The organism is Cryobacterium sp. LW097 (assembly GCF_002205495.2).
GTDB lineage: Bacteria > Actinomycetota > Actinomycetes > Actinomycetales > Microbacteriaceae > Cryobacterium > Cryobacterium zongtaii.
Genome location: NZ_CP021992.1, coordinates 3,019,717 through 3,041,085 on the forward strand (window position 1 = coordinate 3,019,717; position 21,369 = coordinate 3,041,085).

The following is a 21,369-nucleotide window of genomic DNA, read 5'->3' on the forward strand; positions in this document are numbered from 1 at the left end:
GGAGGTGTTCGTGAATCCCGCTCCGGGTGTGTTCTCGAAGAGAACACGATCGATGGAGGGCTCACGTTCGTGTGCCTGGCTGCAACGCCTAAGACACCAAGGAACAACACTAGTTCACGACACGCCCCGGCACAACTCGGGCCGGTAAACCGGGCGTGCTAGCTCACTCGTCTTCGGGCAGCTCCCGACGGGCACGCGTCTGCGCCGCACGGATGGCCATCCCCGCGTCCTCGGGGTAGCCCACCTCCATCAGGGTCAGGCCATGCGCCTGCATCACCTTGAACTCGCTGGTGCGGGCCCGCTCGATGCGCAGGTCCACGAGTCGGGTTCCCACCAGCTTGCCCTCCCCCACCGACACGCAGGCGCCCACCAGGGCGCGCACCATCGAATGGCAGAACGCATCCGCCTGCAGGGTGGCCACGAGCACCCCGTCGGGGTCCCGCCGCCACTCGAAGGACTGCAGGGTACGGATGGTGGTGGCTCCGGGCCGCGGTTTGCAATAGGTCGCGAAGTCGTGCAGCCCGATCAGGGTGGCCGCGGCCTCCTGCATCGAGGCGAGGTCGAGCGCGAAGCCGTGCCAGGTGGTGCGCAGCCGCTGCAACGGGTCGCGCAGAGCGCCGGTGTCGGAGATGCGGTACTCGTAGCGGCGCCACAGTGCGGAGAAGCGGGCGTCGAAACCGGCCGGGGCCAGGCTGGCGCGGTGGATCACGATTTCGGGCTGAGTGACCAGGATGCCGCCGAGGCGACGCTGCACCATCGTGGCCAGCTCGTTGGGGTACGTGGGTGCGGCCTTGCCCCGTTTGACCCGCACGAGGGCGTTGACCTGGTCGGGGTTGAGATCGAAGTGGGCCACCTGGCCCAGCGCGTGCACACCGGAGTCCGTGCGCCCGGCGACCACGAGGGTGGGGGTGGGCTGGTGGCGCTTGAGGATGGCGCCGAGGCCCTCCTCGATCTGGCCCTGCACGGTGCGGTACCCGGGCTGGCTGGCCCAGCCGAAGAAGTCGGTTCCGTCGTAGCCCACGTCGAGGCGGATGCGTTTGGAGCCTGCTGGCGGCATCGAATCGGACGGTGCCGCCAGGGCGCCATCCGGGTTGAGCTCGGCCAGCACCAGCGGAAGGGCGCCGTCGACGGGCTCGGGAAAACTCACAGAGGTCAGTGTAGAGGCCGGGCCGGGTTATCGTTGGACGGGCCCGTCTCAGGCCGCACAGTTATGACCAGTCTCCTTCGCACCGCGCCCCGCTCCCCCGCCACAGCTGTCGCCGTTCGCCATCCGGACGTTCCGGCCGGCCGCCGGCTCAGCGGCCTCGACGGTCTCCGGGGCATCGCCGTCATCCTCGTCGTTGTCTACCACCTGTTTCCGCCGGTGTTGCAGGGCGGTTTTATCGGCGTCGACATCTTCTTCGTGATCAGCGGTTTCCTGATCACCGGCCTCATCGTGGCCGAACACGACCGCACTGGCCGGTTCTCGCCGCGGCGGTTCTGGCTGCGTCGGGCCCGCCGCCTGGTGCCGGCACTGGTGCCGGTGGTGCTGGTGGCCTGCACGGCGGCCTGGTTGCTCGGCGGCGATGTGCTCGTGGGCCTGGGCTGGAAGCTGCTGGGCGCCGCGACGTTCAGCTACAACTGGGTGTCGATGGCCACGAACACCAGCTACTTCGGCTCCGGCCAGCCCGAGCTGCTCCGCAACCTCTGGTCGCTGGCCGTGGAGGAACAGTTCTACCTGCTCTGGCCGCTGCTGCTCCTCCTGCTGCTTAGGGTCCGCCGGCCGGGCCTGCGCCTGGCCCTCGTCGTGGCGCTCGCCCTCGCGTCGGCAGTGTGGATGGGCGTCGGCTTCTCCCCGGGCAGCGACCCCACCCGGGTGTACTACGGCTCGGACACCCACAGTTTCGGCCTGCTGATCGGCGCCGGACTGTCCCTGCTGCTGCGTCCGCTCGGGCCCGTGGCTGCGGGCGGCACGGTGGCGGCCCCGGCCGCGCGCCGGACCCTCACCATGATGCGGCCCTGGTGGGGCGCGGCAGCGGTGGCCGGCCTGATCGCCGCCGCGATCTGGCTGCCGGCTGACGCCGCCGCCACCTACCGCGGCGGCCTCCTGCTGGTGAGCGCACTCACCGCCGTGGCGATCTGGGCGGGCGTGGCCGGCGACCGGTTCGGGCGGATGCTCGACACCGCTCCGCTGCGCTACCTCGGCGAACGCTCCTACGGCCTGTATCTCTGGCACTGGCCGCTGCTGGTGCTGGTGCAGCTCGTGGCGCCGTTCGGCCGCGGCCCGGCGAGTGTCGCGGCGACCGGATTGCTCACCCTGGTGCTGGCCGTGGCGGCCGCTGCGACCTCGTACCGGTGGCTCGAGATGCCGATCCGCCGGCAGGGCCTCCGTGGCGCGGTCGGGCAGCTGCGCGCCACGGTCATGCGGGCGTCTGCGCCGGGCACCCGCCGCCGCTACCGCTCCCGTGCGGCACTCGTTCTCGCCGCGGCCGTCGTGCTGATGTTGCTGGTGGGCACCGGCGCATCCGTGGTCACGGCGCCCACCGTCACGACGGCCCAGGCGGAGGTGCTCCGCGGCCAGCAGGCGCTGGCCCAGGCCGCTCAGGCGGCACAGGCACAAGCCGCCAAGGATGCCGCCGCCCAGGCCGCAGGTGTGGTCACGGAAACCACCAGGGGGTCCAACATCACCGCTGTCGGGGACTCCGTGATGCTCGCCTCCGCGGCCGAGTTGCAGGCCGAGTTCCCCGGCATCACGATCGACGCCGCCGTGTCCCGCGGCATGGACGCCGCCCCGGAAATCCTGGCCGCACAACGTGCCGCGGGCACCCTGCGCCCCGTGGTTCTGCTGGGCCTGGGCACGAACGGTCCCGTCGACCAGGCCGACCTCGCCGCCGTCATGCGGGTGATCGGTCCCTCCCGGGAACTGATCGTGGTGAACGCGTTCGCGGACCGGGACTGGACCGCGGGGGTCAACACGTCGCTGGCGGAGTTCTCGGCGCGCCGCAGCCAAGTGGTCCTGGCCGACTGGAGCGCCGCGATCGCCCCGCACGTCGACGTGCTCGCCGATGACGGCATCCACCCCGGCCCCACCGGCGGGGCGATCTACGCCGACTCGGTGGCGGTCGCCCTCGAACGGCTGCCCGGTGCCGCACCGAGCCGCGCGCCCGGCGCCGACACCCTGCAGGCCTTCCGCGTGCGCTGACCCACCCGCCGCGGCGGTTGGGCCGTGCGGCGGATGCGCCGACCTGGTATCCGAGGCATGTGGGCGAGACACCTCGAGGCATGCGGGCGGGGTCTCGAATCATGCGGGCGGGACCTCTCGAGGTATGCGGGCAAGGCGCCGCCATGCGGGTGGCGCGCCAGGCGCATAGCGGCGCCTGACCCGCGTACCGCCGGCGGAGCCACCCACACCGCCATCGACCTCTGCGTGCCCCGCCGGCACCCCGCACTGCACCTCGTGTGGCCGAGCGCGCCCGCTATAGCGGGCGCATCCAGCCGCAGGGGGTTCATCGAGCCGAAGCGGGCGCCTCCAGCACCATCGTCGGGCACACAAAAAGGGCCCGACCGAAGTCGGGCCCTTTCAGGTACAGCGAGTGAAGCTGGTGTTACTTGGCTTCCTCAGCGGACGCGTCAGCAGCGTCGGCCTCAACGGTCTCGGCTTCAACAGTCTCAGCTTCGACGGTCTCAGCCTCAACCGGGGTCTCCTCGGCGACGGGCGCGGACGCCTTCGCTGCGGAGGCCTTGTTCGACTTCACCTTGGGCGAAACGGGCTCGAGAACGAGCTCCATCTGCACCATGGAGGCGTTGTCGCCCTTGCGGAAGCCGAGCTTCGTGATGCGGGTGTAGCCGCCATCGCGCAGCGCAACCTGGGGCGCGATCTCGGTGAAGAGCTCGTGCACGACGGTCTTGTCGCCGATCGTCGCGAGAACGCGACGACGAGCGTGCAGGTCGCCACGCTTGGCGAAAGTCACCAGGCGCTCGGCAACCGGACGCAGGCGCTTGGCGCGCGTCTCGGTCGTCTTGATGGACTTGTGGGTGAACAGGGCGGCAGCCAGGTTCGCGAGCATGAGGCGCTCGTGCGCCGGTCCGCCACCGAGACGGGCTCCCTTAGTGGGCTTAGGCATTATCGGTAATCTCCAGTATCAAAGTCGAAAGGCGTCGAGGAACGACGAGCCTTAGATGGTTTCTTCGTCGTAACCGCTGTAGAAGTGCGCACCGTCAAAGCCGGGCACAGAATCCTTCAGCGACAGGCCGAGCTCTACGAGCTTGTCCTTGACCTCATCCACCGACTTCTGACCGAAGTTGCGGATGTTCATCAGCTGGGTCTCCGAGAGGGCGACCAGTTCGCTGACGTTGTTGATGCCTTCGCGCTTGAGGCAGTTGTACGAGCGCACGGACAGATCGAGGTCTTCGATCGGCACGGACAGCTCGGTGGAGAGGACGGCGTCGACCGGCGCGGGGCCGATCTCAATGCCCTCAGCAGCGGTGTTCAGCTCGCGGGCCAGACCGAACAGCTCGGTCAGCGTGCGACCGGCGGATGCGATGGCGTCGCGGGGCGAGATAGCCGACTTGGTCTCCACGTCAACGACGAGGCGGTCGAAGTCAGTGCGCTCACCGGCACGAGTTGCCTCGACACGGTAGGTCACCTTGAGAACCGGCGAGTAGATCGAGTCGACCGGAATCTGGCCGGCCTCGGAGTACTCGTTGCGGTTCTGGGTAGCCGACACGTAACCACGGCCACGCTCGATGGTCAGTTCGAGTTCGAACTTGGCCTTGTCGTTCAGGGTCGCGATGACGAGCTCGGGGTTGTGAACCTCGACGCCGGCCGGAGCCGAGATGTCGGCGGCCGTGACCTGGCCGGAGCCCTGCTTGCGCAGGTACGCGGTGATCGGCTCGTCGTGCTCGCTGGAGATGACCAGGCCCTTGATGTTCAGGATGATCTCGGTGACATCTTCCTTGACCCCGGGAACGGTGCTGAATTCGTGAAGCACTCCATCGATGCGGATGCTGGTGACAGCAGCGCCGGGAATCGAGGAAAGCAGGGTGCGGCGCATCGAGTTACCGAGGGTGTAGCCGAAGCCGGGCTCGAGGGGTTCGATGACGAACCGGGACCGGAACTCCGAGATGTTCTCTTCGGTGAGCGTGGGGCGCTGTGCAATAAGCACTATTGATTCCTTTCGGCGAAGTGTCCGCTATATGACACTTAGTGGCGAGTTGTGAAATTGTGAGTCTCGACGGGCCCGCGAGAAGCGGCCCTGTCGCGGTGAACGGCGAGTGAGCCTGCCCGGATCTTTCGACCCAGACAAGCCCAATCGCCAGTCACTGAAAGGAATTAAACGCGGCGGCGCTTCGGGGGACGGCAACCGTTGTGGGCCTGGGGCGTCACGTCGTTGATCGAGCCAACTTCGAGGCCAGCGGCCTGCAGCGAACGGATAGCCGTTTCGCGGCCCGAACCCGGTCCCTTGACGAAGACGTCAACCTTCTTCATGCCGTGCTCCTGGGCCTGGCGAGCTGCAGACTCTGCAGCCAGCTGAGCGGCGAACGGGGTCGACTTGCGCGAACCCTTGAAGCCAACTCCACCTGAGGACGCCCAGCTGATGACCGCACCGGTGGTGTCGGTGATCGAGACGATGGTGTTGTTGAAGGTGCTCTTGATGTGGGCCTGGCCCACAGCAATGTTCTTCTTTTCTTTCTTACGCGGCTTCCGTACGGCCGACTTTGGTGCTGCCATGATTTCTCCTGAATCCTAGAGGCGTGACGGGCTAGGCGAGGCCTAGCGCGCCTTCTTCTTGCCGGCTACGGTGCGCTTCGGGCCCTTGCGGGTACGAGCGTTGGTCTTGGTGCGCTGGCCGCGAACGGGCAGGCCCTTGCGGTGACGAATACCTTCGTAGCTACCGATCTCGACCTTGCGGCGGATGTCAGCGGCGATCTCACGGCGAAGGTCACCCTCGATCTTGAAGGTTCCTTCGATGTAGTCGCGGAGCTGGACGAGCTGCTCGTCAGTCAGGTCCTTGACGCGAATGTTTCCATCGATCTCGACGTCGGCGAGGGTCTTGAGTGCCCTCGTACGGCCAACACCGAAAATGTAAGTAAGTGCAACTTCCACGCGCTTATCGCGCGGAATGTCTACGCCGGCTAGACGTGCCATTGTGGCTTCTCCTGTGGGATGAGTGGAGGTCTGTAGCAGCACCTGTGCATCGGCCTCCAACCGATGGTGTCCCCCCGAAGGGTTCCCGGCACTGCTATGTATTTAGTTGTGTCGTGCGTGGATCTCGAGAACGACCATCGCTGGTCGAGCGTGTCGAGACCTAGCCCTGACGCTGCTTGTGACGCGGGTTCTCGCAGATGACCATCACGTTGCCGTTACGGCGGATGACCTTGCACTTGTCACAGATCTTCTTGACGCTGGGCTTGACCTTCATGGGTGTGTCCTTGTAATCGCTGTCTTCGTACCCACGGAATGCCGCAGGCCGTTACTTACAGCAACGCTTACTTGTAGCGGTATACGATCCGACCGCGGGTCAGGTCGTAAGGGCTCAGTTCCACGATCACACGGTCCTCAGGAAGGATGCGGATGTAGTGCTGACGCATCTTGCCCGAAATGTGGGCAAGAACTTTGTGGCCGTTGGTCAACTCAACGCGAAACATCGCGTTGGGAAGAGCTTCGACTACTGCGCCCTCGATCTCGATGACACCGTCTTTTTTGGCCATAACTCACTATCGCTAAAGTATTGGTTGCTGGTCTTGCGGGATTGTGGCCTCCAGACACGCCAGTAAAGGCAGTGCTAGACACCAAGGATTTATCCTATGCTATGCGATTGCCCTTTGGCAATTCATCCCTATAATCTGGTCGCCGCTGCCACGACCGCGAGCACGTCGGCGTAGAGCGGATGCGTGGCCTCAAGCCCGCACACGTTCGCCACGATGGTCTCGGCGGAGTCGGTGGCGAGCATCCGCTGCAGCTCAACACTCTGCTCGTCGTCGGCGACGTCGAAGCGGAGGGCCGCGGCAATCGCCTCCAGCAGCGCCACCGGGCGGGTGCCCCGTTCGGCGATCTCGGCGGCCGGGCCGATGAAACGTTCGTGCCTGCTGAGCTTGCGCAACGGCTGACGGCCGACTCGTTCGACGGTGTCCGGCAGCGACGGGTTCGCAAACCGGCCGAGGATCTTCTCCCGGTATGCGCGCTGGGTGGCCTCGTCGAGGCCGTGCTTGGCCACCAGGAGGGCGCTGGTCTCTTCGAGCACCCGGCGGGCACCATCCGCGACCGACGGCACCAGAAGCGCGTCGGAGAGCTTGGAGACGCCGGCCTGGGTGCCGAGGTAGGCGACGGTGGCGTGTCCGGTGTTCACGGTGAAGAGCTTGCGCTCAATGTAGGGCGCGAGGTCCTCCACGAACGTGGCGCCGGGAATCGATGGCGGGGCGGAGCCGAATGCGGGGCTTTCAATGACCCACTCGTAGAAGGCCTCGACGGTGACGTCGATGCCGGCATCCTTCGATTGGCCGGGAACGATGCGGTCCACGGCGGTGTTGGCGAAGGCCACCCGGCCTTTCAGGGCCGCGCGGTCGCCCTCTGGCACGTTAGCCCAGACCTGCTCGGCGAGCACATCGGTGGCGTTGATCGCGTTCTCGCAGGCCATCACGGCCAGCGGGGGCAACCCGGCCTCGCGGCGGGCCAGACCCGCCGCGATGACCGGGGCCACGAACCGCAGCACGGTGGGACCCACAGCGGTGGTGACAGCATCCGCCGTGGCGATCTCGTTGATGAGATCGGCCTCGGAAGTGGCGCTGTTGAGGGCGCGGAAGTTGTCGACCACCTTGTCGGTGGGGGTCTCCCCCGCCTCGTGCACGGTGTAGGACGGCGCCTGCTGCAGCGCCTCAATGAGAGGGCCATTCACATCGGCGAAGACAACCTCATAACCGGCCTCATGGAGCAGGAGACCTACGAAGCCGCGGCCGATGTTGCCCGCGCCGAAGTGAATGGCTTTCATTCTGCGTTTACCTCCTCGAGCAGGGCGAAGATCTCGTCCTGCGAACCAGCGTCGATCAATTTCTGTACTTCGTCCTCGTCGGAGAAGACGACGGCGATCTTGGAGAGGATCTCCAGGTGTTCGTTGTTCAGGCCGGCGATGCCGACCGCGAACTTGACGGGCTGGCCGTCCCAATCGATCGGCTCCGCGTACCGCACCAGCGAGAGAGCCGATCGCACGATCGACTCCTTCGCGTCGTTGGTGCCGTGCGGGATCGCCAGGAAGTTGCCCATGTAGGTCGAGACGGAGTTTTCGCGCTCGAACATCGAGTCGACGTACTCCTGCTTCACCGCTCCGGCGGCGACCAACAGGGCACCGGCCTCACGGATGGCCTCGTCCCGCGTGGTGGCCGCACCCGCGGCCACCACGTTCTGCGGTTCCAGAATGCTCTGGGTCATTACTTGGTCACTCCTTCGTTGGTGCCCTGAAGGGACTGTACGACCTCGTCGTACTTCGGGCTGTTCATGAAGTTGTCCACCGAGACGTGAACCGACTTGGGGCTCTTGCCGCGGGCGCGGTCCGTCAGGTCCTGGTGGGTGATCACGAGGTCGGCGGTGCCGTCGAGGTTCGCGATGGCCTGGTTGGTCACCGTGACCCCTTCAATGCCGGCCTTCTTGATCTTGTTGCGCAGCACCGAGGCGCCCATGGCGCTGGAGCCCATGCCGGCGTCGCAGGCGAAGACGATGTTCTTCACTGCGGAACCGGTCGTGGCTGAGGCGCCGAGGTTGCCCAGAATGGAGCTGGACTTGCCCTTGTTGGCTTCGGTCTTGGCGATCGCGGCGGCCAGTTCGTTGTCGTTCTCAGCGGCGAGGTCCTTCTTGCGGCTGGCGCGGAGGATGACACCACCGATCGCGAACGAGACACCGGCTGAAGCGATGACCGAGAGGATGACGCCGATGAAGTCGGTTGCCGGGGTCTGCGCCAGCACGGCGATGATGCTGCCGGGCGAGGCGGGGGCGCGGAGGCCGGTCTGGAAAGCGACGTTCACGGCAACACCGGTCATGCCGCCACCGATGGCGGCGAGCACCATCATCGGCTTCATCAGCACATACGGGAAGTAGATCTCGTGGATGCCACCGAGGAACTGGATGATGATCGCGCCGGGTGCACTCGCGCGGGCAAGGCCGACGCCGAAGAACGAGAACGCAAGCAGGATGCCGAGGCCCGGGCCGGGGTTCGCCTCGAGCAGGAACAGGATGGACTTGCCGGACTCCTGGACCTGCTGCACACCGATGGGGGTGAGCACACCGTGGTTGATGGCGTTGTTGAGGAAGAGGATCTTGCCCGGTTCGATGAAGATCGACGCGATCGGCAGCAGGCCGTTGACGATGAGCCAGTCCACGATCATCTCGAGGAAGGCGCTCAGGCCGGTGACCAGCGGGGCGATTCCGAAGAACGCACCCAGGGCCAGGGCGAAGCCGAGGATACCGGCGGAGAAGTTGTCCACCAGCATCTCGAAGCCGGGGCGGATCTTGCCGGCCCAGATCTTGTCGACCTTCATCAGGATCCATGCGGACAGCGGGCCGACGATCATGGCGCCGATGAACATCGGGATCGAGCTGCCCACGATGACACCCATGGTGGCGATCGAGGCGATCACTCCACCGCGGGTGCCGTAGACCATCCGGCCACCGGTGTTGGCGATCAGCAACGGCAGTAGGTACAAGATCATCGGGTCCACGAGCGTGACCAAGGTCTCGTTCGGGGTCCAGCCGGTGGGGATGAAGAAGGCGGTGATGATGCCCCACGCGATGAACGCCGCGATGTTGGGCATGATCATGCCGCTCAGGAAGGTGCCGAAGGCCTGTACGTGGACCCTCGCGCCCTTCTTCTCGGTGACAGACGTCGTTGTCATTTCTGTATACCTCTCTCGGGGGTTGCAAGCACGGTAGGGCCCGTGCCGGTGGGGGCGGTGCTGGTGTAGCTGTGTGCGATTGCGGTTGCCGCGGCGCGAGCGGATGCTGCGCCGTCGGCGGACAGAGCGGCGTCGGCGAGGTGCCGGGCCTGCTCGAGTGTGAAGTCGGCCAGGGAGGCCCGAACGTCGGCGAGGGCCGACGCCGACATCGACAGGGTGGTGGCGCCGAGGCCCACGAGCACCACGGCCAGCAGCGGGTCAGCCGCGGCCTCGCCGCAGACACCGACGGGCTTGCCGAGGCTCGCGCCGGCGGCGCCGACCTCGCCCACCAGGCGAAGCACCGCGGGGTGCCACGGGTCCTGGAACGCGGCGACGCTGCCGAGCATCCGGTCGGCCGCCAGCGTGTACTGGGTCAGGTCATTGGTGCCGATGGAGGCGAAGTCGGCGTGCGCCAGGATGTGGTTGGCGAGCAGTGCCGCGCTCGGCACCTCGACCATGACCCCGGCGGTCTTCAGACCCAGCTCGTGGGCGAGGGCGGTGAAATACACGGTCTCTTCCACGGTGGACACCATCGGCGCCATCACCCAGAGGTCCGCGTCGGTGGCCGCGTCGGCTTCGGCGAGGGCGGTGAGCTGCTCCCGCATGATGTCCTCGCTGGCACGAAGGGCACGCAGGCCGCGCAGGCCCAGGGCGGGGTTCTCCTCGACGGCGTCGTTGAGGAACGCCAGGGGCTTGTCGGCGCCGGCGTCGAGCGCCCGCACCACGACCTTCTGGCCGGGGAAGGCGCGCAGCATCCGCTCGTACTGCTCACGCTGCTGCGTCACTGTGGGCGCGGAGGTGGAGTCGAGGAAGAGGAACTCGGTGCGGAACAGGCCCACACCTTCGGCGCCGAGGGCGACGGCCTTGGCGGCGCCATCCGCCGAACCGAGGTTGGCCAGCAGCGGCACAGGCGTGCCGTCCTTGAGCCGGCCGGGGCCGATCGGGGCCAGCGCGCGGGCTTCGCGGGCGGCGATGCGGGCGCGGGCCTCTGCGAGCTGCTTCGCGGTGGGGTCCACGAGCACGATGCCGTTGGCGGCGTCGATGATGACCTCGTCGCCGTCGGCGAGCTGCGCGGCGGCGTGGGTGCCCACGATCGCGGTGATCGACTTCTCCCGGGCCAGGATGGCGGTGTGCGAGGTGGGTCCACCGTCGATGGTGATCAGGCCGAGCACCTTGTCGAGGTTGAGCAGGGCCGTGTCGGCGGGGGCGAGGTCGTGGGCGACGAGCACGAAGGGCTCTTCGGGGTCCGGCACACCCGGCGCGGGCAGGCCGCCGAGGTCCGCGATGACCCGCTGGGCCACGTCGTCGAGGTCGGCGGCGCGCTCACCAAGGTAGCCGCCGAGGGCCAGCATCTGGTCGCGGAAGACGGCGAAGGCCTCGAACACGGCGCGTTCAGCGGTCTGGTGCTTGTGCAGCCGGGCGGTGACCTCCTCGAGGAGGGTGGGGTCCTCAGCCATCATGGCCTGGGCCTCGAGCACCTCCTGGGCGGTGCCGCCGGCGCGTTCGCCCCGGGCTTCGAGGTCTTCGGCGACGGCGTGCATCGACGCGGTCGCCCGGGCCAGTTCGGCATCCGGGTCGAGGGTGCTGCGGGTGCTGAGCGGCTCCGGCAACGGTGCGGGCATGCGCAGGACCCGGCCGATGGCGACGCCCTGGCCGATCCCGATGCCCTGAAGCTCAATCATGTGCGCGTCCCGCCTAGGCGTCGTGGTCGGTGAGGAGGAGCTCGACGAGGCCGTCGAGCACGGTGTCGGCATTGTCGCCGTCCGTGGCGAGGGTGACGCTGTCACCGTGGTTGATGCCCAGCGAGATGACGCCGAGGATGCTGGCGGCATTGACCGGCTTGCCGTCGCCCTTCTGCAGGGTGACCGGGGCTCCCGCGGCGGCGGCGGCCTTCGTGAAGAGTTTCGCGGGGCGCGCGTGCAGCCCGTGCGTCGATCCGATCTGTACGGTGCGTTCGACCATGTGTCGCGCCTGCCTTTCCAACGTGCGGGAGTGTCACCGGGGCCTCAGTCGAGGTCCCGGCTTCGTGCGGGCAGCCGGCGGCGGCCGGCACAACAAATAACGGATGGAACGGTGCGGGTGACCTGCGAAGTCAGACCCACGACCGTTCGTGTTCGGCATCCACGGCCAGATCAAGTGCCACGACGCCGTCACGCGCCGAGAACACCGAGTCGGGCAGCAGTGCCACGCCCACGCCGCGCTCTTTCGCTTGGGCGCTGATGCGCTCGAAGCGGGGGGCGAGGTGGGGACCGACCAGGAGTACGTCAATGGTGTCGAGCGAGGACGGGAGATCCCCTTCGCTACCGGCGACGACCGCGAGGGTGAGCCCACGTTCCTTGCCGGTGACCCGCAGCCTGTGCGCCACGAATGCGCTGGACGCTCCGGCACCACACACGATGAGAATCTTCATTGATTCTTTCCTTTCATCGATCTTTGAATTCAACACTTACTGTCCTCTCTTCGGACTTGCGGCGCCACCAGACCCTTTTCCGCAGGGTGCGGAAACACGTCGGGGTCCTACCGTGCCGGGCTCGCACTCTGCTTGACTACTCTTGAGACGATGGAGTTGCGCACGATGAGTGATAAACAGACGCGGATGCTGGACTTCCTGTCCCAGACATCCAGCTGGATCACGGCAGGCGAACTTGCTGACCGCCTGGGGGTTACCCCGCGCAGTGTGCGCAGCTATGTCACGGCGGTGAAGGCGGCCGCGCATCCGCTCACCGTCATCGAATCCGGCACCGCCGGCTACAGGCTCAACCGCGACGAGTTCGCCAGCTTCACCGCCCAGCACCGGTCCAAGCCGCGCGAAACGGATGCGGACACCCCGCAGCAACGGCTGTCCAGCCTGGTGCGGCGGCTCACCGAATCGCCCGACGGGCTGGACGTCTACGAGCTGGCCGCGGAGAACTTCGTCAGCGACTCCACGGTGGAGGCCGACCTGGCCCGGGTGCGGCTGATGCTGCCCGACAGCGGCCTGACCCTGGTGCGGCACGGCAGCGTGGTCACCCTCACCGGCGCGGAGACCGACCGGCGCCGGCTGCTCAGCCGGATGTTCCGCGAGGAGAGCGCCCGCGGCATGATCGACCTGGAGACTATCCAGCGCGAGTTCACCTCCGGGCAGGCCGGCGCCGACAGCCTGGGCGCGTTCAAGACCGACCTCATCGAGCTGCTCGACGGCCAGGGCTACTTCGTCAACGAGTACGGCATCAACAATGTGTTGCTGCACGTGGCCATCGCGATCGACAGGGTCACCAAGCACCTCTCCCCCGCCCCGGCCGTCGCCGAACCGCCGTCGGAGCTCGCCACCTCGTTGTCCGGCCTGATCACGAAGCACTTCGACGTGCGCCTGGGCAGCGGTGACCTCGCCTATCTGGCGTTCCTGCTGACCACCCGGGTGATCACCCCCGGCCACGACCAGCCGGCCGAGACCCTCATCGAAAGCTACGTGCGGCCGGAGGAGCTCGCGATGATGCGCACCATCGTGGACCGGGCCAGCCGGGAGTACCTCGTCGACCTCGACGACGACGACTTCATCGTGCGGCTGACCCTGCACGTGCGCAACCTGATCAACCGGGCACACGACAAGTCGTACTCCCGCAACCCGCTCACCCGGTCGATCAAGACCTCGTACCCGCTGATCTACGAGCTGGCCGTGTACATCGCCAGCCAACTGCAGCGCGCCGAGCAGATCGTGATCAACGACGACGAGATCGCCTACATCGCCATGCACGTGGGCGCGCATCTCGAGCAGCAGGTGCGCCGGGTGGAGCTGGTGACCTGCGCGATAGTGTGCCCCAACTACTACGACATGCACGTGCTGTTGCGCGAACGCATCGAACGGGTGCTCGGCGACGACCTCGAGGTCGTCGCGGTGATCACCCGTTCCGATGTGGACTGGGACGCTCTCGACGCCGATCTGGTGCTCACCACCATCGACCCGCAGTTGCACGCCGACGGGGTCATTGTGATCCAGCCGTTCCTCACTCAGAACGACATCGACCGCATCCGCCAGCAGGCCAGCCGGGTGCGACGGATGCGCCGGCGCGCGCGTCTGAAGGACGACCTGCTGCAGTTCTTCGACGAGTCTCTGTTCTCGCGCAACTTCTACGCCCCGGACGAGACTGCGATGATCACCGCGCTGGGCGAGCGCATGATGGCGCGGGGCATCATCGATCAGAGCTACGTGGACGGCGCCATCGAGCGGGAGCTGATGTCATCCACCGCGTTCACCGACAACCTCGCCGTGCCGCACGCCATGGCGATGAGCGCCCAGCAGACCTCGATCGCCATCGTGATCAACGACGCCCCGATGGACTGGGGCGACAACCGGGTGAACGTGGTCGCACTGATCGCCTTCAGCGCCGCCGGCCGCAGCACCTTCCAGGCGGTCTTCGACCAGTTCGTGGAGGTGTTCTCCGACCGCCTCGAGGTGCAGCGCTTGATCAAGCGCTCCGTCGACTTCGCGTCCTTCATCGACGAGCTGGTCCACGTCATGGACGCCTAGCCCCGCTCGTTCTCCCGCTCCACGGCCAACTGTTACCGAAACAGACAATTGCGCCCGGCACACCGGGCGCAATTGTCCGCATGGGCAACAGTTAGCCAGGGCTGTCGGTCGGGGCGAGGGAGCTTAGGGGCGGAGGGTGGAGACCAGGCGGCGCACGAGACGGGTACGGCGGCGCGCGTACGGCGCGGCCACCAGGCCGAGCACATCCGGATGCGCCGGCGTACGCAGCACCGACTTCTCATGACTGAACTGGGCCACCGACCGCTCCCCGTGGTAGCTGCCCATGCCGCTGGCACCCACCCCGCCAAACGGCAGGCCGGGAACCGCGAGGTGCGACATCGGCGCCCCGAGCCCTACCCCGCCGGAGGACGTTCGTGTGAGCAGGGCCCGCGCCACCGCACGGCTGCGGGTGAACGCGTACAGCGCGAGCGGCTTCTCCCGCGCGGTGATGAACGCGATCGCCTCGTCCAGTCCCGACACTGTCACGATCGGCAGGATCGGCCCGAAGATCTCCTCGGTCATCACCGGTGAGGCCACGTCCACGTCGGCGAGAATTGTCGGGGCGATATAGAGCTCGGCCGCGTCCACCAGCCCGCCGGTCACCAGACGACCCTGGTCGACCATCCCGGCCAACCGGTTGAACTGCCGGACATTGACAATGCGGCCGTAGTCTCTGCCCGCCCGCGGGTCGGCGCCGTACAGCTCGGCGATCGCGCTCACCAGCAGCGGCTCCAGCCGCGCCGCCACCGCGGGGGTGGTCAGCAGGTAGTCCGGCGCCACGCAGGTCTGCCCGGCGTTCACGAAGCGACCCCAGGCGATCCGCCGAGCTGCGCTGGCCAGGTCGGCGGTGTCGTCCACCCACACCGGCGACTTCCCGCCGAGCTCCAGGGTCACCGGGGTGAGATGCAACGCGGCGGCCCGCAGCACGATCCGCCCCACCGTGCCGTTGCCGGTATAGAAGATATGGTCCACCCGCTGGGCGAGCAGCTCGGTAGTCTCGGGCACTCCGCCTTCGACCACGGCCACGGCGTCGCGGTCGAGGTATGTCGGCACCAACCGGGCGATCAACGAAGACGTGGCCACGGCCAGTTCGCTCGGCTTGAGTACAACGGTATTGCCGGCGGCCAGAGCTCCGATCAGCGGCGCAAACAGCAACTGAACCGGGTAGTTCCACGGCGCGATCACGGTCACCACGCCCAGCGGTTCGCGCACGATCTGCGCGGTGGAGGGCAGCACCACCAGCGGCACCGGCACCCGGCGCGGCCGCAGCCAGCGCCCGAGATGCTTGAGGGTGTGGTCGATCTCGCGCACCAGAATACCGATTTCGGTGAGGTCGGCCTCGGTCGGGCTCTTCCGCAGGTCGGCGTACAGGGCGTCCCGCAGCTCCGCCCGGTTCTCCACCAGCAGCCGGCGTAACGCGCGCAGCTGAGCGCGCCGCCAGGCGACCGGCCGGGTGCGGCCGGAGTCGAAACCGTCGCGCATCCGCTGCACGGCAACTACGGCCGTGTCAGTGGGTGCGCCTGTCGGTAGGTTCACGACGGTCGGGTCGGCGAATGCGAGACTAGAGGTCATGCCGACAGCCTATTCCGAAACAGTTCGCTTTCGTTTCTTAAAGGGAGTATTTTCGAGTGCATGTCCTCACCGTTCACTTCTTCCACTGATATCCCGGATGCGCCCTCGTCGCTCGCCGCACTCGTCACCTTCGTCGACACCCTCGAGTCGCGGGTGCGCCAGCAGGGTTCGGGGGCGGTCCTGCTCAGCCCCCGCGGCACGTACAGTTTCTCCGAAACCGCGCAGCATGCGGCGCAGAGCATCGGCTACTCCATGACGGGCTACCCGCACCTCGCGCCCGTCTCACTGCGGGTCACGGTGGGCCGAGCCGTCAAGCACCTCTTCCTGCGTCGCGGAGCCATGCGGCACAACCTCTCTGCCCCGGTCTCCGGCGCCCCGGAGCTCGACCCCGCAATGCCCGACCTTGCCGCTGTCGCCGTGCTCCGCACCGCGGTGAACGCGCTCGTCGCCTTCACCGGCGACCTCCAGCCGCACCCCACCTACGGCCGCTGCACCAAGGCCCAGGTGGTCAACCTGCAAACCCAGCACCTGCGCGAGCACCTGCCCGGCGCGGATGCGCCCGCCGCACCCCAGCCCGCCACCCCGGCCCGATGATCACCGCAGTCCCCCGCGGCCGCCCGATGGATGCCAGGGTCGACGACGCCGTGGTCGCCGCCACTACCCTGCTGCTGGCCGAGCACGGCTACGGCGCCCTCACCACCTCGGCCATCGCTCGGCGGGCCGGGGTCTCCACGGCGTCGCTGTACCGCCGGTGGGCTACCAAGGAAGAGCTCGTCGCTTCCGCTGCCCGCACGATCGTGGCCGACTATCTCAGTGGCGACGACACCGGTTCGCTCGATGGCGACCTGACCGCGCTCCTCGGCCACAAGATCACCGCGCTCAGCGGCGACCTCGGCATCGTACTCAAGTCCCTGGTCGGCCAGGCCGCGCACGACCCCGCCATCGCGGAGATCATCGAGCGCGAAATCGTCGGTGCCACCGAGACGCACATCGCGGCGATCCTCGACCGCGCGATGGCCCGGGGCGAGATTCAGCCGGGCTACAACGCGCAGGATGCGGCAAAGCTCGCCATCGCCCTCGTCACGACCCCGCTGCTCCTGCGAGCCGACGGCCCCGCCGCGGTGGCCCGCCTGGTCCCGGCGCACCTCGCAGCCGCCATCCGGGCCACCCTGCCCACCGCGATTTAGCCCACCAACTGGTCCCGAAGCGGACAAGTGCGGCCGGCGTACCGGGGGTGGATTCAACTGGTCGATGCAACACCGCTGTTTTCTTGGTCTGAGAGTAGCTGATGCAGGGCTTCTCGCGGGGTGGCTGCGTCGAGCCGTTTTCGTGGTCGGTCGTTGAGCTTGTCGGTGACGAATTCGAGGTATTCGGGGTGGTAGCCGGAGAGGTCGGTGCCCTTGGGGAAGTACTGCCGTAACAGCCCGTTGGTGTTCTCGTTCGAGCCGCGCTGCCAGGGCGAGTGCGGGTCGCAGAAGTAGATGTCGATGCCGGTGGCGATGGTGATGTCTCGGTGCTTGGCCATCTCGATGCCTTGGTCCCAGGTCACTGTTTTGCGCAGTTCTGCGGGCATCTTCTCGATCGCGATGATCATCTGGTCGCGAACCTCGATCGCGCCGTGTTTCTCGGGGAGGTGCAGCAGCATCAAATATCCGGTTGCGCGCTCAACCAGGGTGCCGATCGCTGAGGCGTTTCCGGCGCCGGTGATGAGGTCGCCTTCCCAGTGGCCGGGAACGGCGCGGTCTTCGACCTCCGCGGGCCGGTCGGTGATCATGACCATGTCGCGGATGCGCGATCCGGGTTGTTGCCGACCCTGAGATTTGCGCAACGTCCGCCCGGTCCGCAGCGCCGTAACCAGGTCGCGGCGCAGCTGGCCGCGCCCTTCAACATAGAGGGCCTGATAGATCGTCTCGTGAGACACCCGCATCTCCATGTCGTCGGGGAAGTCTCGCCGCAGCCGCAGACTGATTTGCTCCGGGCTGTGTTCGGCGCTCAACCCAGTTTGCACGTATTCCAGCAACCGGTCGTTATTGGCCAGCTTCCCGCCGCGGGGCCGGCGCGCTCGATACCGGGACTGTTGCTCAGCGAACGACGGACGATACCCGCGCCTCGTCATCCCGCCGCGCAGTTCGCGGCTGATCGTGGACGGCGCCCGCCCAAGCCGGGCCGCGATCGAGCGCATGCTTTCGCCTTGAGAACGGCCAAACCAGATCTCCTCCCGATCGAGGAACGTCAAACGGCTCGACGGGTCAACGCGCGGGGGAACCATCCCGCCAGCCTGACTTACCCAGTTCGCAGCCGTCGACCGATTCACCCCCGCGCCGGCAGCCGCATCCGTGACCGTGCCGCCGACCCTGAGCTCCTCCCAGAACCGACGACGAACCTCACGCGGAAACCCAACACGACCACCCATAACCAACACCTCAATCAATCAGGTGTTGCAACGACCCCCTGAACCCAAGGGGCGCAAATGTCCGCTTCGGGCACAGTTACGAGACGCGAGGGAGGCTAGGCCGGCGGGGTGGGGGTGATGCCGAACTGGGCCAGGCCCGCGGCGCCGCCGTCTTCAGCGGTGAGCACCCAGATGCCGTCCTTGTGCACGGCGACGCTGTGCTCCCAGTGCGCGGCCGCCTTGCCGTCGCTGGTGGCGACGGTCCAGTCGTCGTCACGGGTGTAGGTCTCGATGTCGCCGAGCACCACCATCGGCTCGATCGCCACGACCAGGCCGGGCTTCACGTCCGGGCCCTTCTGGCGCACCCGGTAGTTGAACACCGGCGGTGCCTCGTGCATCGACTTGCCGATGCCGTGGCCCACGTAGTCGGTGAGGATCCCGTAGCTGCCTTGCGATTCGATGTAGTCCTCGATGGCCTCGCCGACCTCGTTGAGGTGCCGCGCCTCGGCCAGGCGGGCGATGCCGTGCCAGAGCGACTGCTCGGTCACCCGCGAGAGTTCCTCGCGCTCGGCGACGAGCTCGGGCCGCGACGGGTCCGGCAGCACGAAGGTGAATGCCGCGTCGCCGTTCCAGCCGTCGATGATCGCGCCACTGTCGATTGACACGATGTCGCCGGCACCGAGCACTCGACCATTGGGGATGCCGTGCACCACGTCGTCGTTCACCGAGGCGCACACCGTGTGGAAGTAGCCCTGCTCGAGCTTGAAGTTGGGCCGGCCGCCCAACGCCACGATGGCCGCCTCAGCGGCGGCATCCAGCTCGAGGGTAGTGACGCCCACCTGCATGGCTTCCCGCGCCGCCACGAGCGACGCAGCGGTCGCCAGGCCGGGGGCCAGCATCAGGCGCATCTGCGCCGGGGACTTGTAGATGGAGCGGCGAAGGGCCACGGTCATACCTGCAAACTAAGTCGTCGTACGGAGCCGGCGCCGGAGAGCGCCCGGGTGAGAAAACGAAAGGGCGCCGACCGAAGCCGACGCCCCATCACAGCAAATCTAGACGGATGCCGCCACGGCGTCGGTGGGACCGACGGCGTGCAGACCGCGTTCGGCCAGCGCGGCCACGATACGGTCGGTGACCTGGTCGACGGCACCGAGGCCGTCGATGGTGACCACGACGCCGCGCTTGTCGTACAGGTCGATGAGCGGTGCGGTCTGCTCTTCGTAGACGTCGAGACGGTGCCGGATGACCTCGGCGGTGTCATCCGCGCGGCCCTGCTCGGCGGCCCGCTTGAGCAGCCGGGCGACGACCTCGTCGGTGTCCGCGACGATCTGCACCACGGCGTCGAGCGAGGTGCCTTCGGCGTCGAGCAGGCGGTCGAGCTCGAGCACCTGGTCGGTGGTGCGCGGGTAGCCGTCGAGCAGGAAACCACCACGGGCATCCGGCTCCTGGAGGCGGTCGGCGACGATCTCGTTGGTCAGCGAGTCGGGCACGTACTTGCCGGCCTCGATGAACGCCTTGACCTTCAGGCCCAGCTCGGTTTCGGTCTTCACGTTGTGACGGAAGATATCGCCGGTGGAGATGGCGGGAATGCCGAAGGCTTCGGCCAGGCGCACGGCCTGAGTGCCCTTGCCGGCCCCGGGGGGTCCGATCACGAGAAGACGGGTCATCGCAGGAGCCCTTCGTAGTGGCGCTGTTGCAGCTGGGAGTCGATCTGCTTGACCGTCTCCAGGCCGACGCCGACGATGATCAGGAGGCTGGCGCCACCGAACGGGAAGTTCTGGTCGGCGCCGATCAGCGAGAACGCGATCAGCGGGATCAGCGCGATGAGGCCGAGGTAGAGAGCACCGGGCAGAGTCACGCGGGTGAGCACGTAGTCGAGGTACTCGGCGGTGGGCCGGCCGGCCCGAATGCCGGGGATGAAGCCGCCGTACTTCTTCATGTTGTCGGCGACCTCTTCAGGGTTGAAGGTGATCGCGACGTAGAAGTAGGTGAAGCCCACGATGAGCAGGAAGTAGAACGCCATGTACAGCGGGTGGCTGCCCTGGGTGAGGTTGTTGGTGACCCAGGTGACCCAGGCCTGCGGCGTCTCGCCGGCGGCGGGCTGGTTGAACTGGGCGATCAGGGCCGGCAGGTACAGCAGCGACGACGCGAAGATGACGGGCACAACGCCGGCCATGTTCACCTTGATCGGGATGTAGGTGTTGTTGCCGCCGTAGGTACGGCGACCCACCATGCGCTTGGCGTACTGCACCGGGATGCGGCGCTGCGACTGTTCGACGAAAACCACACCCGCTACGACCACGAGGCCGATCGCGAGGACGACCAGGAAGATCTCGATGCCCTTCTGCTGGGCGATGGAGATCAGCGAGTTGGGGAACTGGGCAGCGATCGACGTGAAGATCAGCAGGGACATTCCGTTGCCGATGCCGCGCTCGGTGATCATCTCACCCATCCACATGATCACGCCGGTACCGGCGGTCATGGTGATGACCATCAGCATGATGGCGTACCAGGCGTCGTTGGTGAGCAGCTGGGAGCACTCGGAGGAGGCCGAGGTGCCGAACAGGGCGCCGCTGCGGGCCACGGTGATCAGCGTGGTCGACTGCAGGATGCCCAGGGCGATGGTGAGGTACCGGGTGTACTGCGTGAGCTTGGACTGGCCCGCCGCACCCTCCTTGTAGAGGGTCTCGAAGTGTGGGATCACCACGCGCAGCAGCTGCACGATGATGGAGGCCGTGATGTACGGCATGATCCCCAGCGCGAAGACTGACAGCTGCAGCAGGGCGCCACCGCTGAACAGGTTCACGAGCTCGTAGAGGCCGCTCGTTCCCTGGTTCGCTGCAAGACAGGCTTGCACGTTGCCGAAGTCCACGAACGGGGCGGGGATGAACGAGCCCAGACGGAACAGGGCGACGATGCCCAGGGTGAACCCGATCTTCTTACGAAGGTCCGGCGTGCGGAATATCCGCGCAATGGCGCTAAACAAAAAAGGCCTCCA

Annotated in this window: 22 protein-coding genes; 4 read left to right on the top strand and 18 right to left on the bottom strand. The window is 67.0% G+C overall.

Features of this window, described 5'->3' with window-relative positions; genetic code table 11:
- Positions 1 to 163: 163 nt before the first annotated feature.
- Entirely contained in the window at positions 164 to 1,057 is an 894-nt protein-coding gene (gene truA, locus B7495_RS14165; protein WP_088458111.1) for a tRNA pseudouridine(38-40) synthase TruA, read from the bottom strand.
- 153 nt (positions 1,058 to 1,210) lie between these two features.
- Between truA and B7495_RS14170 the strand changes: the two genes are divergently transcribed.
- Entirely contained in the window at positions 1,211 to 3,181 is a 1,971-nt protein-coding gene (locus tag B7495_RS14170; protein WP_088457155.1) for an acyltransferase family protein, read from the top strand.
- 403 nt (positions 3,182 to 3,584) lie between these two features.
- Here B7495_RS14170 and rplQ read toward each other — a convergent pair whose 3' ends face one another.
- The 12 genes from rplQ to B7495_RS14230 all read right to left on the bottom strand — a co-directional run bounded on the left by rplQ (position 3,585) and on the right by B7495_RS14230 (position 12,310).
- A complete protein-coding gene (rplQ, locus tag B7495_RS14175) occupies positions 3,585 to 4,103 on the bottom strand; it encodes a 50S ribosomal protein L17 (protein WP_088457156.1) in 519 nt (172 codons plus the stop codon).
- A gap of 51 nt (positions 4,104 to 4,154) precedes the next feature.
- Positions 4,155 to 5,144, bottom strand: a complete 990-nt coding sequence (locus B7495_RS14180) for a DNA-directed RNA polymerase subunit alpha (RefSeq protein WP_066597571.1) — start codon at positions 5,142 to 5,144, stop codon at positions 4,155 to 4,157.
- Between the two features lie 167 nt (positions 5,145 to 5,311).
- On the bottom strand, positions 5,312 to 5,710 hold the full coding sequence (gene rpsK, locus B7495_RS14185; RefSeq protein ID WP_055821293.1) for a 30S ribosomal protein S11: 399 nt from the start codon (positions 5,708 to 5,710) through the stop codon (positions 5,312 to 5,314).
- A gap of 42 nt (positions 5,711 to 5,752) precedes the next feature.
- Positions 5,753 to 6,127 carry a 30S ribosomal protein S13 gene (gene rpsM, locus B7495_RS14190; RefSeq protein WP_066597575.1) on the bottom strand — a complete coding sequence of 125 codons (375 nt, stop codon included), beginning with the start codon at positions 6,125 to 6,127 and terminating at the stop codon, positions 5,753 to 5,755.
- Between the two features lie 160 nt (positions 6,128 to 6,287).
- Positions 6,288 to 6,401 carry a 50S ribosomal protein L36 gene (gene rpmJ, locus B7495_RS14195; protein WP_035834639.1) on the bottom strand — a complete coding sequence of 38 codons (114 nt, stop codon included), beginning with the start codon at positions 6,399 to 6,401 and terminating at the stop codon, positions 6,288 to 6,290.
- Positions 6,402 to 6,468: 67 nt separating this feature from the next.
- On the bottom strand, positions 6,469 to 6,690 hold the full coding sequence (gene infA / locus B7495_RS14200) for a translation initiation factor IF-1 (protein WP_022883252.1): 222 nt from the start codon (positions 6,688 to 6,690) through the stop codon (positions 6,469 to 6,471).
- A 128-nt stretch (positions 6,691 to 6,818) separates the two neighbouring features.
- On the bottom strand, positions 6,819 to 7,967 hold the full coding sequence (locus B7495_RS14205) for a mannitol-1-phosphate 5-dehydrogenase (RefSeq protein WP_088457157.1): 1,149 nt from the start codon (positions 7,965 to 7,967) through the stop codon (positions 6,819 to 6,821).
- Complete coding sequence (locus B7495_RS14210; protein ID WP_088457158.1) at positions 7,964 to 8,404, bottom strand: PTS sugar transporter subunit IIA; 441 nt, start codon at positions 8,402 to 8,404, stop codon at positions 7,964 to 7,966. The genes B7495_RS14205 and B7495_RS14210 overlap by 4 nt, the downstream gene beginning before the upstream one ends.
- On the bottom strand, positions 8,404 to 9,861 hold the full coding sequence (locus tag B7495_RS14215; RefSeq protein WP_088457159.1) for a PTS mannitol transporter subunit IICB: 1,458 nt from the start codon (positions 9,859 to 9,861) through the stop codon (positions 8,404 to 8,406). Before B7495_RS14215 ends, B7495_RS14210 begins: the two co-directional genes overlap by 1 nt.
- Positions 9,858 to 11,582, bottom strand: a complete 1,725-nt coding sequence (ptsP, locus tag B7495_RS14220) for a phosphoenolpyruvate--protein phosphotransferase (protein ID WP_088457160.1) — start codon at positions 11,580 to 11,582, stop codon at positions 9,858 to 9,860. Before ptsP ends, B7495_RS14215 begins: the two co-directional genes overlap by 4 nt.
- Positions 11,583 to 11,595: 13 nt before the next feature.
- Positions 11,596 to 11,862 (bottom strand): HPr family phosphocarrier protein, encoded by a 267-nt coding sequence (locus B7495_RS14225; protein ID WP_088457161.1) that lies wholly within the window; start codon positions 11,860 to 11,862, stop codon positions 11,596 to 11,598.
- A gap of 130 nt (positions 11,863 to 11,992) precedes the next feature.
- Positions 11,993 to 12,310, bottom strand: coding sequence for a PTS sugar transporter subunit IIB (locus tag B7495_RS14230; RefSeq protein ID WP_088457162.1), 318 nt, complete (start codon positions 12,308 to 12,310; stop codon positions 11,993 to 11,995).
- 165 nt (positions 12,311 to 12,475) lie between these two features.
- On the opposite strand from B7495_RS14230, the gene B7495_RS14235 reads away from it, so the two are divergent.
- The gene (locus tag B7495_RS14235; protein ID WP_240632260.1) at positions 12,476 to 14,407 is read left to right on the top strand and encodes a BglG family transcription antiterminator; all 1,932 of its coding nucleotides are present in this window, start codon (positions 12,476 to 12,478) and stop codon (positions 14,405 to 14,407) included.
- A gap of 123 nt (positions 14,408 to 14,530) precedes the next feature.
- Here B7495_RS14235 and B7495_RS14240 read toward each other — a convergent pair whose 3' ends face one another.
- Complete coding sequence (locus tag B7495_RS14240) at positions 14,531 to 15,979, bottom strand: aldehyde dehydrogenase family protein (protein ID WP_088457164.1); 1,449 nt, start codon at positions 15,977 to 15,979, stop codon at positions 14,531 to 14,533.
- 60 nt (positions 15,980 to 16,039) lie between these two features.
- Between B7495_RS14240 and B7495_RS14245 the strand changes: the two genes are divergently transcribed.
- The gene (locus tag B7495_RS14245) at positions 16,040 to 16,573 is read left to right on the top strand and encodes a DUF1569 domain-containing protein (RefSeq protein ID WP_088457165.1); all 534 of its coding nucleotides are present in this window, start codon (positions 16,040 to 16,042) and stop codon (positions 16,571 to 16,573) included.
- On the top strand, positions 16,570 to 17,166 hold the full coding sequence (locus tag B7495_RS14250) for a TetR/AcrR family transcriptional regulator (RefSeq protein ID WP_088457166.1): 597 nt from the start codon (positions 16,570 to 16,572) through the stop codon (positions 17,164 to 17,166). Before B7495_RS14245 ends, B7495_RS14250 begins: the two co-directional genes overlap by 4 nt.
- A gap of 53 nt (positions 17,167 to 17,219) precedes the next feature.
- On the opposite strand, the gene B7495_RS14255 is transcribed toward B7495_RS14250, so the two are convergent.
- From B7495_RS14255 to secY, 4 genes are all read right to left on the bottom strand, one after another.
- Complete coding sequence (locus B7495_RS14255) at positions 17,220 to 18,392, bottom strand: IS30 family transposase (RefSeq protein ID WP_088454824.1); 1,173 nt, start codon at positions 18,390 to 18,392, stop codon at positions 17,220 to 17,222.
- Positions 18,393 to 18,487: 95 nt separating this feature from the next.
- On the bottom strand, positions 18,488 to 19,324 hold the full coding sequence (gene map, locus B7495_RS14260) for a type I methionyl aminopeptidase (protein WP_240632261.1): 837 nt from the start codon (positions 19,322 to 19,324) through the stop codon (positions 18,488 to 18,490).
- Between the two features lie 99 nt (positions 19,325 to 19,423).
- Positions 19,424 to 20,038: an adenylate kinase gene (locus B7495_RS14265; protein ID WP_088457167.1), complete on the bottom strand. Its 615-nt coding sequence runs from the start codon at positions 20,036 to 20,038 to the stop codon at positions 19,424 to 19,426.
- Positions 20,035 to 21,357 carry a preprotein translocase subunit SecY gene (secY, locus tag B7495_RS14270; protein ID WP_088457168.1) on the bottom strand — a complete coding sequence of 441 codons (1,323 nt, stop codon included), beginning with the start codon at positions 21,355 to 21,357 and terminating at the stop codon, positions 20,035 to 20,037. Before secY ends, B7495_RS14265 begins: the two co-directional genes overlap by 4 nt.
- Positions 21,358 to 21,369: the final 12 nt, after the last annotated feature.

Bases quoted from the DNA above. Each gene is read 5' to 3' on its own strand.
- truA (WP_088458111.1), bottom strand. From the start codon at position 1,057: ATGCCGCCAGCAGGCTCCAAACGCATCCGCCTCGACGTGGGCTACGAC.
- B7495_RS14170 (WP_088457155.1), top strand. From the start codon at position 1,211: ATGACCAGTCTCCTTCGCACCGCGCCCCGCTCCCCCGCCACAGCTGTC.
- rplQ (WP_088457156.1), bottom strand. From the start codon at position 4,103: ATGCCTAAGCCCACTAAGGGAGCCCGTCTCGGTGGCGGACCGGCGCAC.
- rpsK (WP_055821293.1), bottom strand. From the start codon at position 5,710: ATGGCAGCACCAAAGTCGGCCGTACGGAAGCCGCGTAAGAAAGAAAAG.
- rpsM (WP_066597575.1), bottom strand. From the start codon at position 6,127: ATGGCACGTCTAGCCGGCGTAGACATTCCGCGCGATAAGCGCGTGGAA.
- rpmJ (WP_035834639.1), bottom strand. From the start codon at position 6,401: ATGAAGGTCAAGCCCAGCGTCAAGAAGATCTGTGACAAGTGCAAGGTC.
- infA (WP_022883252.1), bottom strand. From the start codon at position 6,690: ATGGCCAAAAAAGACGGTGTCATCGAGATCGAGGGCGCAGTAGTCGAA.
- B7495_RS14205 (WP_088457157.1), bottom strand. From the start codon at position 7,967: ATGAAAGCCATTCACTTCGGCGCGGGCAACATCGGCCGCGGCTTCGTA.
- B7495_RS14210 (WP_088457158.1), bottom strand. From the start codon at position 8,404: ATGACCCAGAGCATTCTGGAACCGCAGAACGTGGTGGCCGCGGGTGCG.
- B7495_RS14215 (WP_088457159.1), bottom strand. From the start codon at position 9,861: ATGACAACGACGTCTGTCACCGAGAAGAAGGGCGCGAGGGTCCACGTA.
- ptsP (WP_088457160.1), bottom strand. From the start codon at position 11,582: ATGATTGAGCTTCAGGGCATCGGGATCGGCCAGGGCGTCGCCATCGGC.
- B7495_RS14225 (WP_088457161.1), bottom strand. From the start codon at position 11,862: ATGGTCGAACGCACCGTACAGATCGGATCGACGCACGGGCTGCACGCG.
- B7495_RS14230 (WP_088457162.1), bottom strand. From the start codon at position 12,310: ATGAAGATTCTCATCGTGTGTGGTGCCGGAGCGTCCAGCGCATTCGTG.
- B7495_RS14235 (WP_240632260.1), top strand. From the start codon at position 12,476: ATGAGTGATAAACAGACGCGGATGCTGGACTTCCTGTCCCAGACATCC.
- B7495_RS14240 (WP_088457164.1), bottom strand. From the start codon at position 15,979: ATGACCTCTAGTCTCGCATTCGCCGACCCGACCGTCGTGAACCTACCG.
- B7495_RS14245 (WP_088457165.1), top strand. From the start codon at position 16,040: ATGTCCTCACCGTTCACTTCTTCCACTGATATCCCGGATGCGCCCTCG.
- B7495_RS14250 (WP_088457166.1), top strand. From the start codon at position 16,570: ATGATCACCGCAGTCCCCCGCGGCCGCCCGATGGATGCCAGGGTCGAC.
- B7495_RS14255 (WP_088454824.1), bottom strand. From the start codon at position 18,392: ATGGGTGGTCGTGTTGGGTTTCCGCGTGAGGTTCGTCGTCGGTTCTGG.
- map (WP_240632261.1), bottom strand. From the start codon at position 19,324: ATGACCGTGGCCCTTCGCCGCTCCATCTACAAGTCCCCGGCGCAGATG.
- B7495_RS14265 (WP_088457167.1), bottom strand. From the start codon at position 20,038: ATGACCCGTCTTCTCGTGATCGGACCCCCCGGGGCCGGCAAGGGCACT.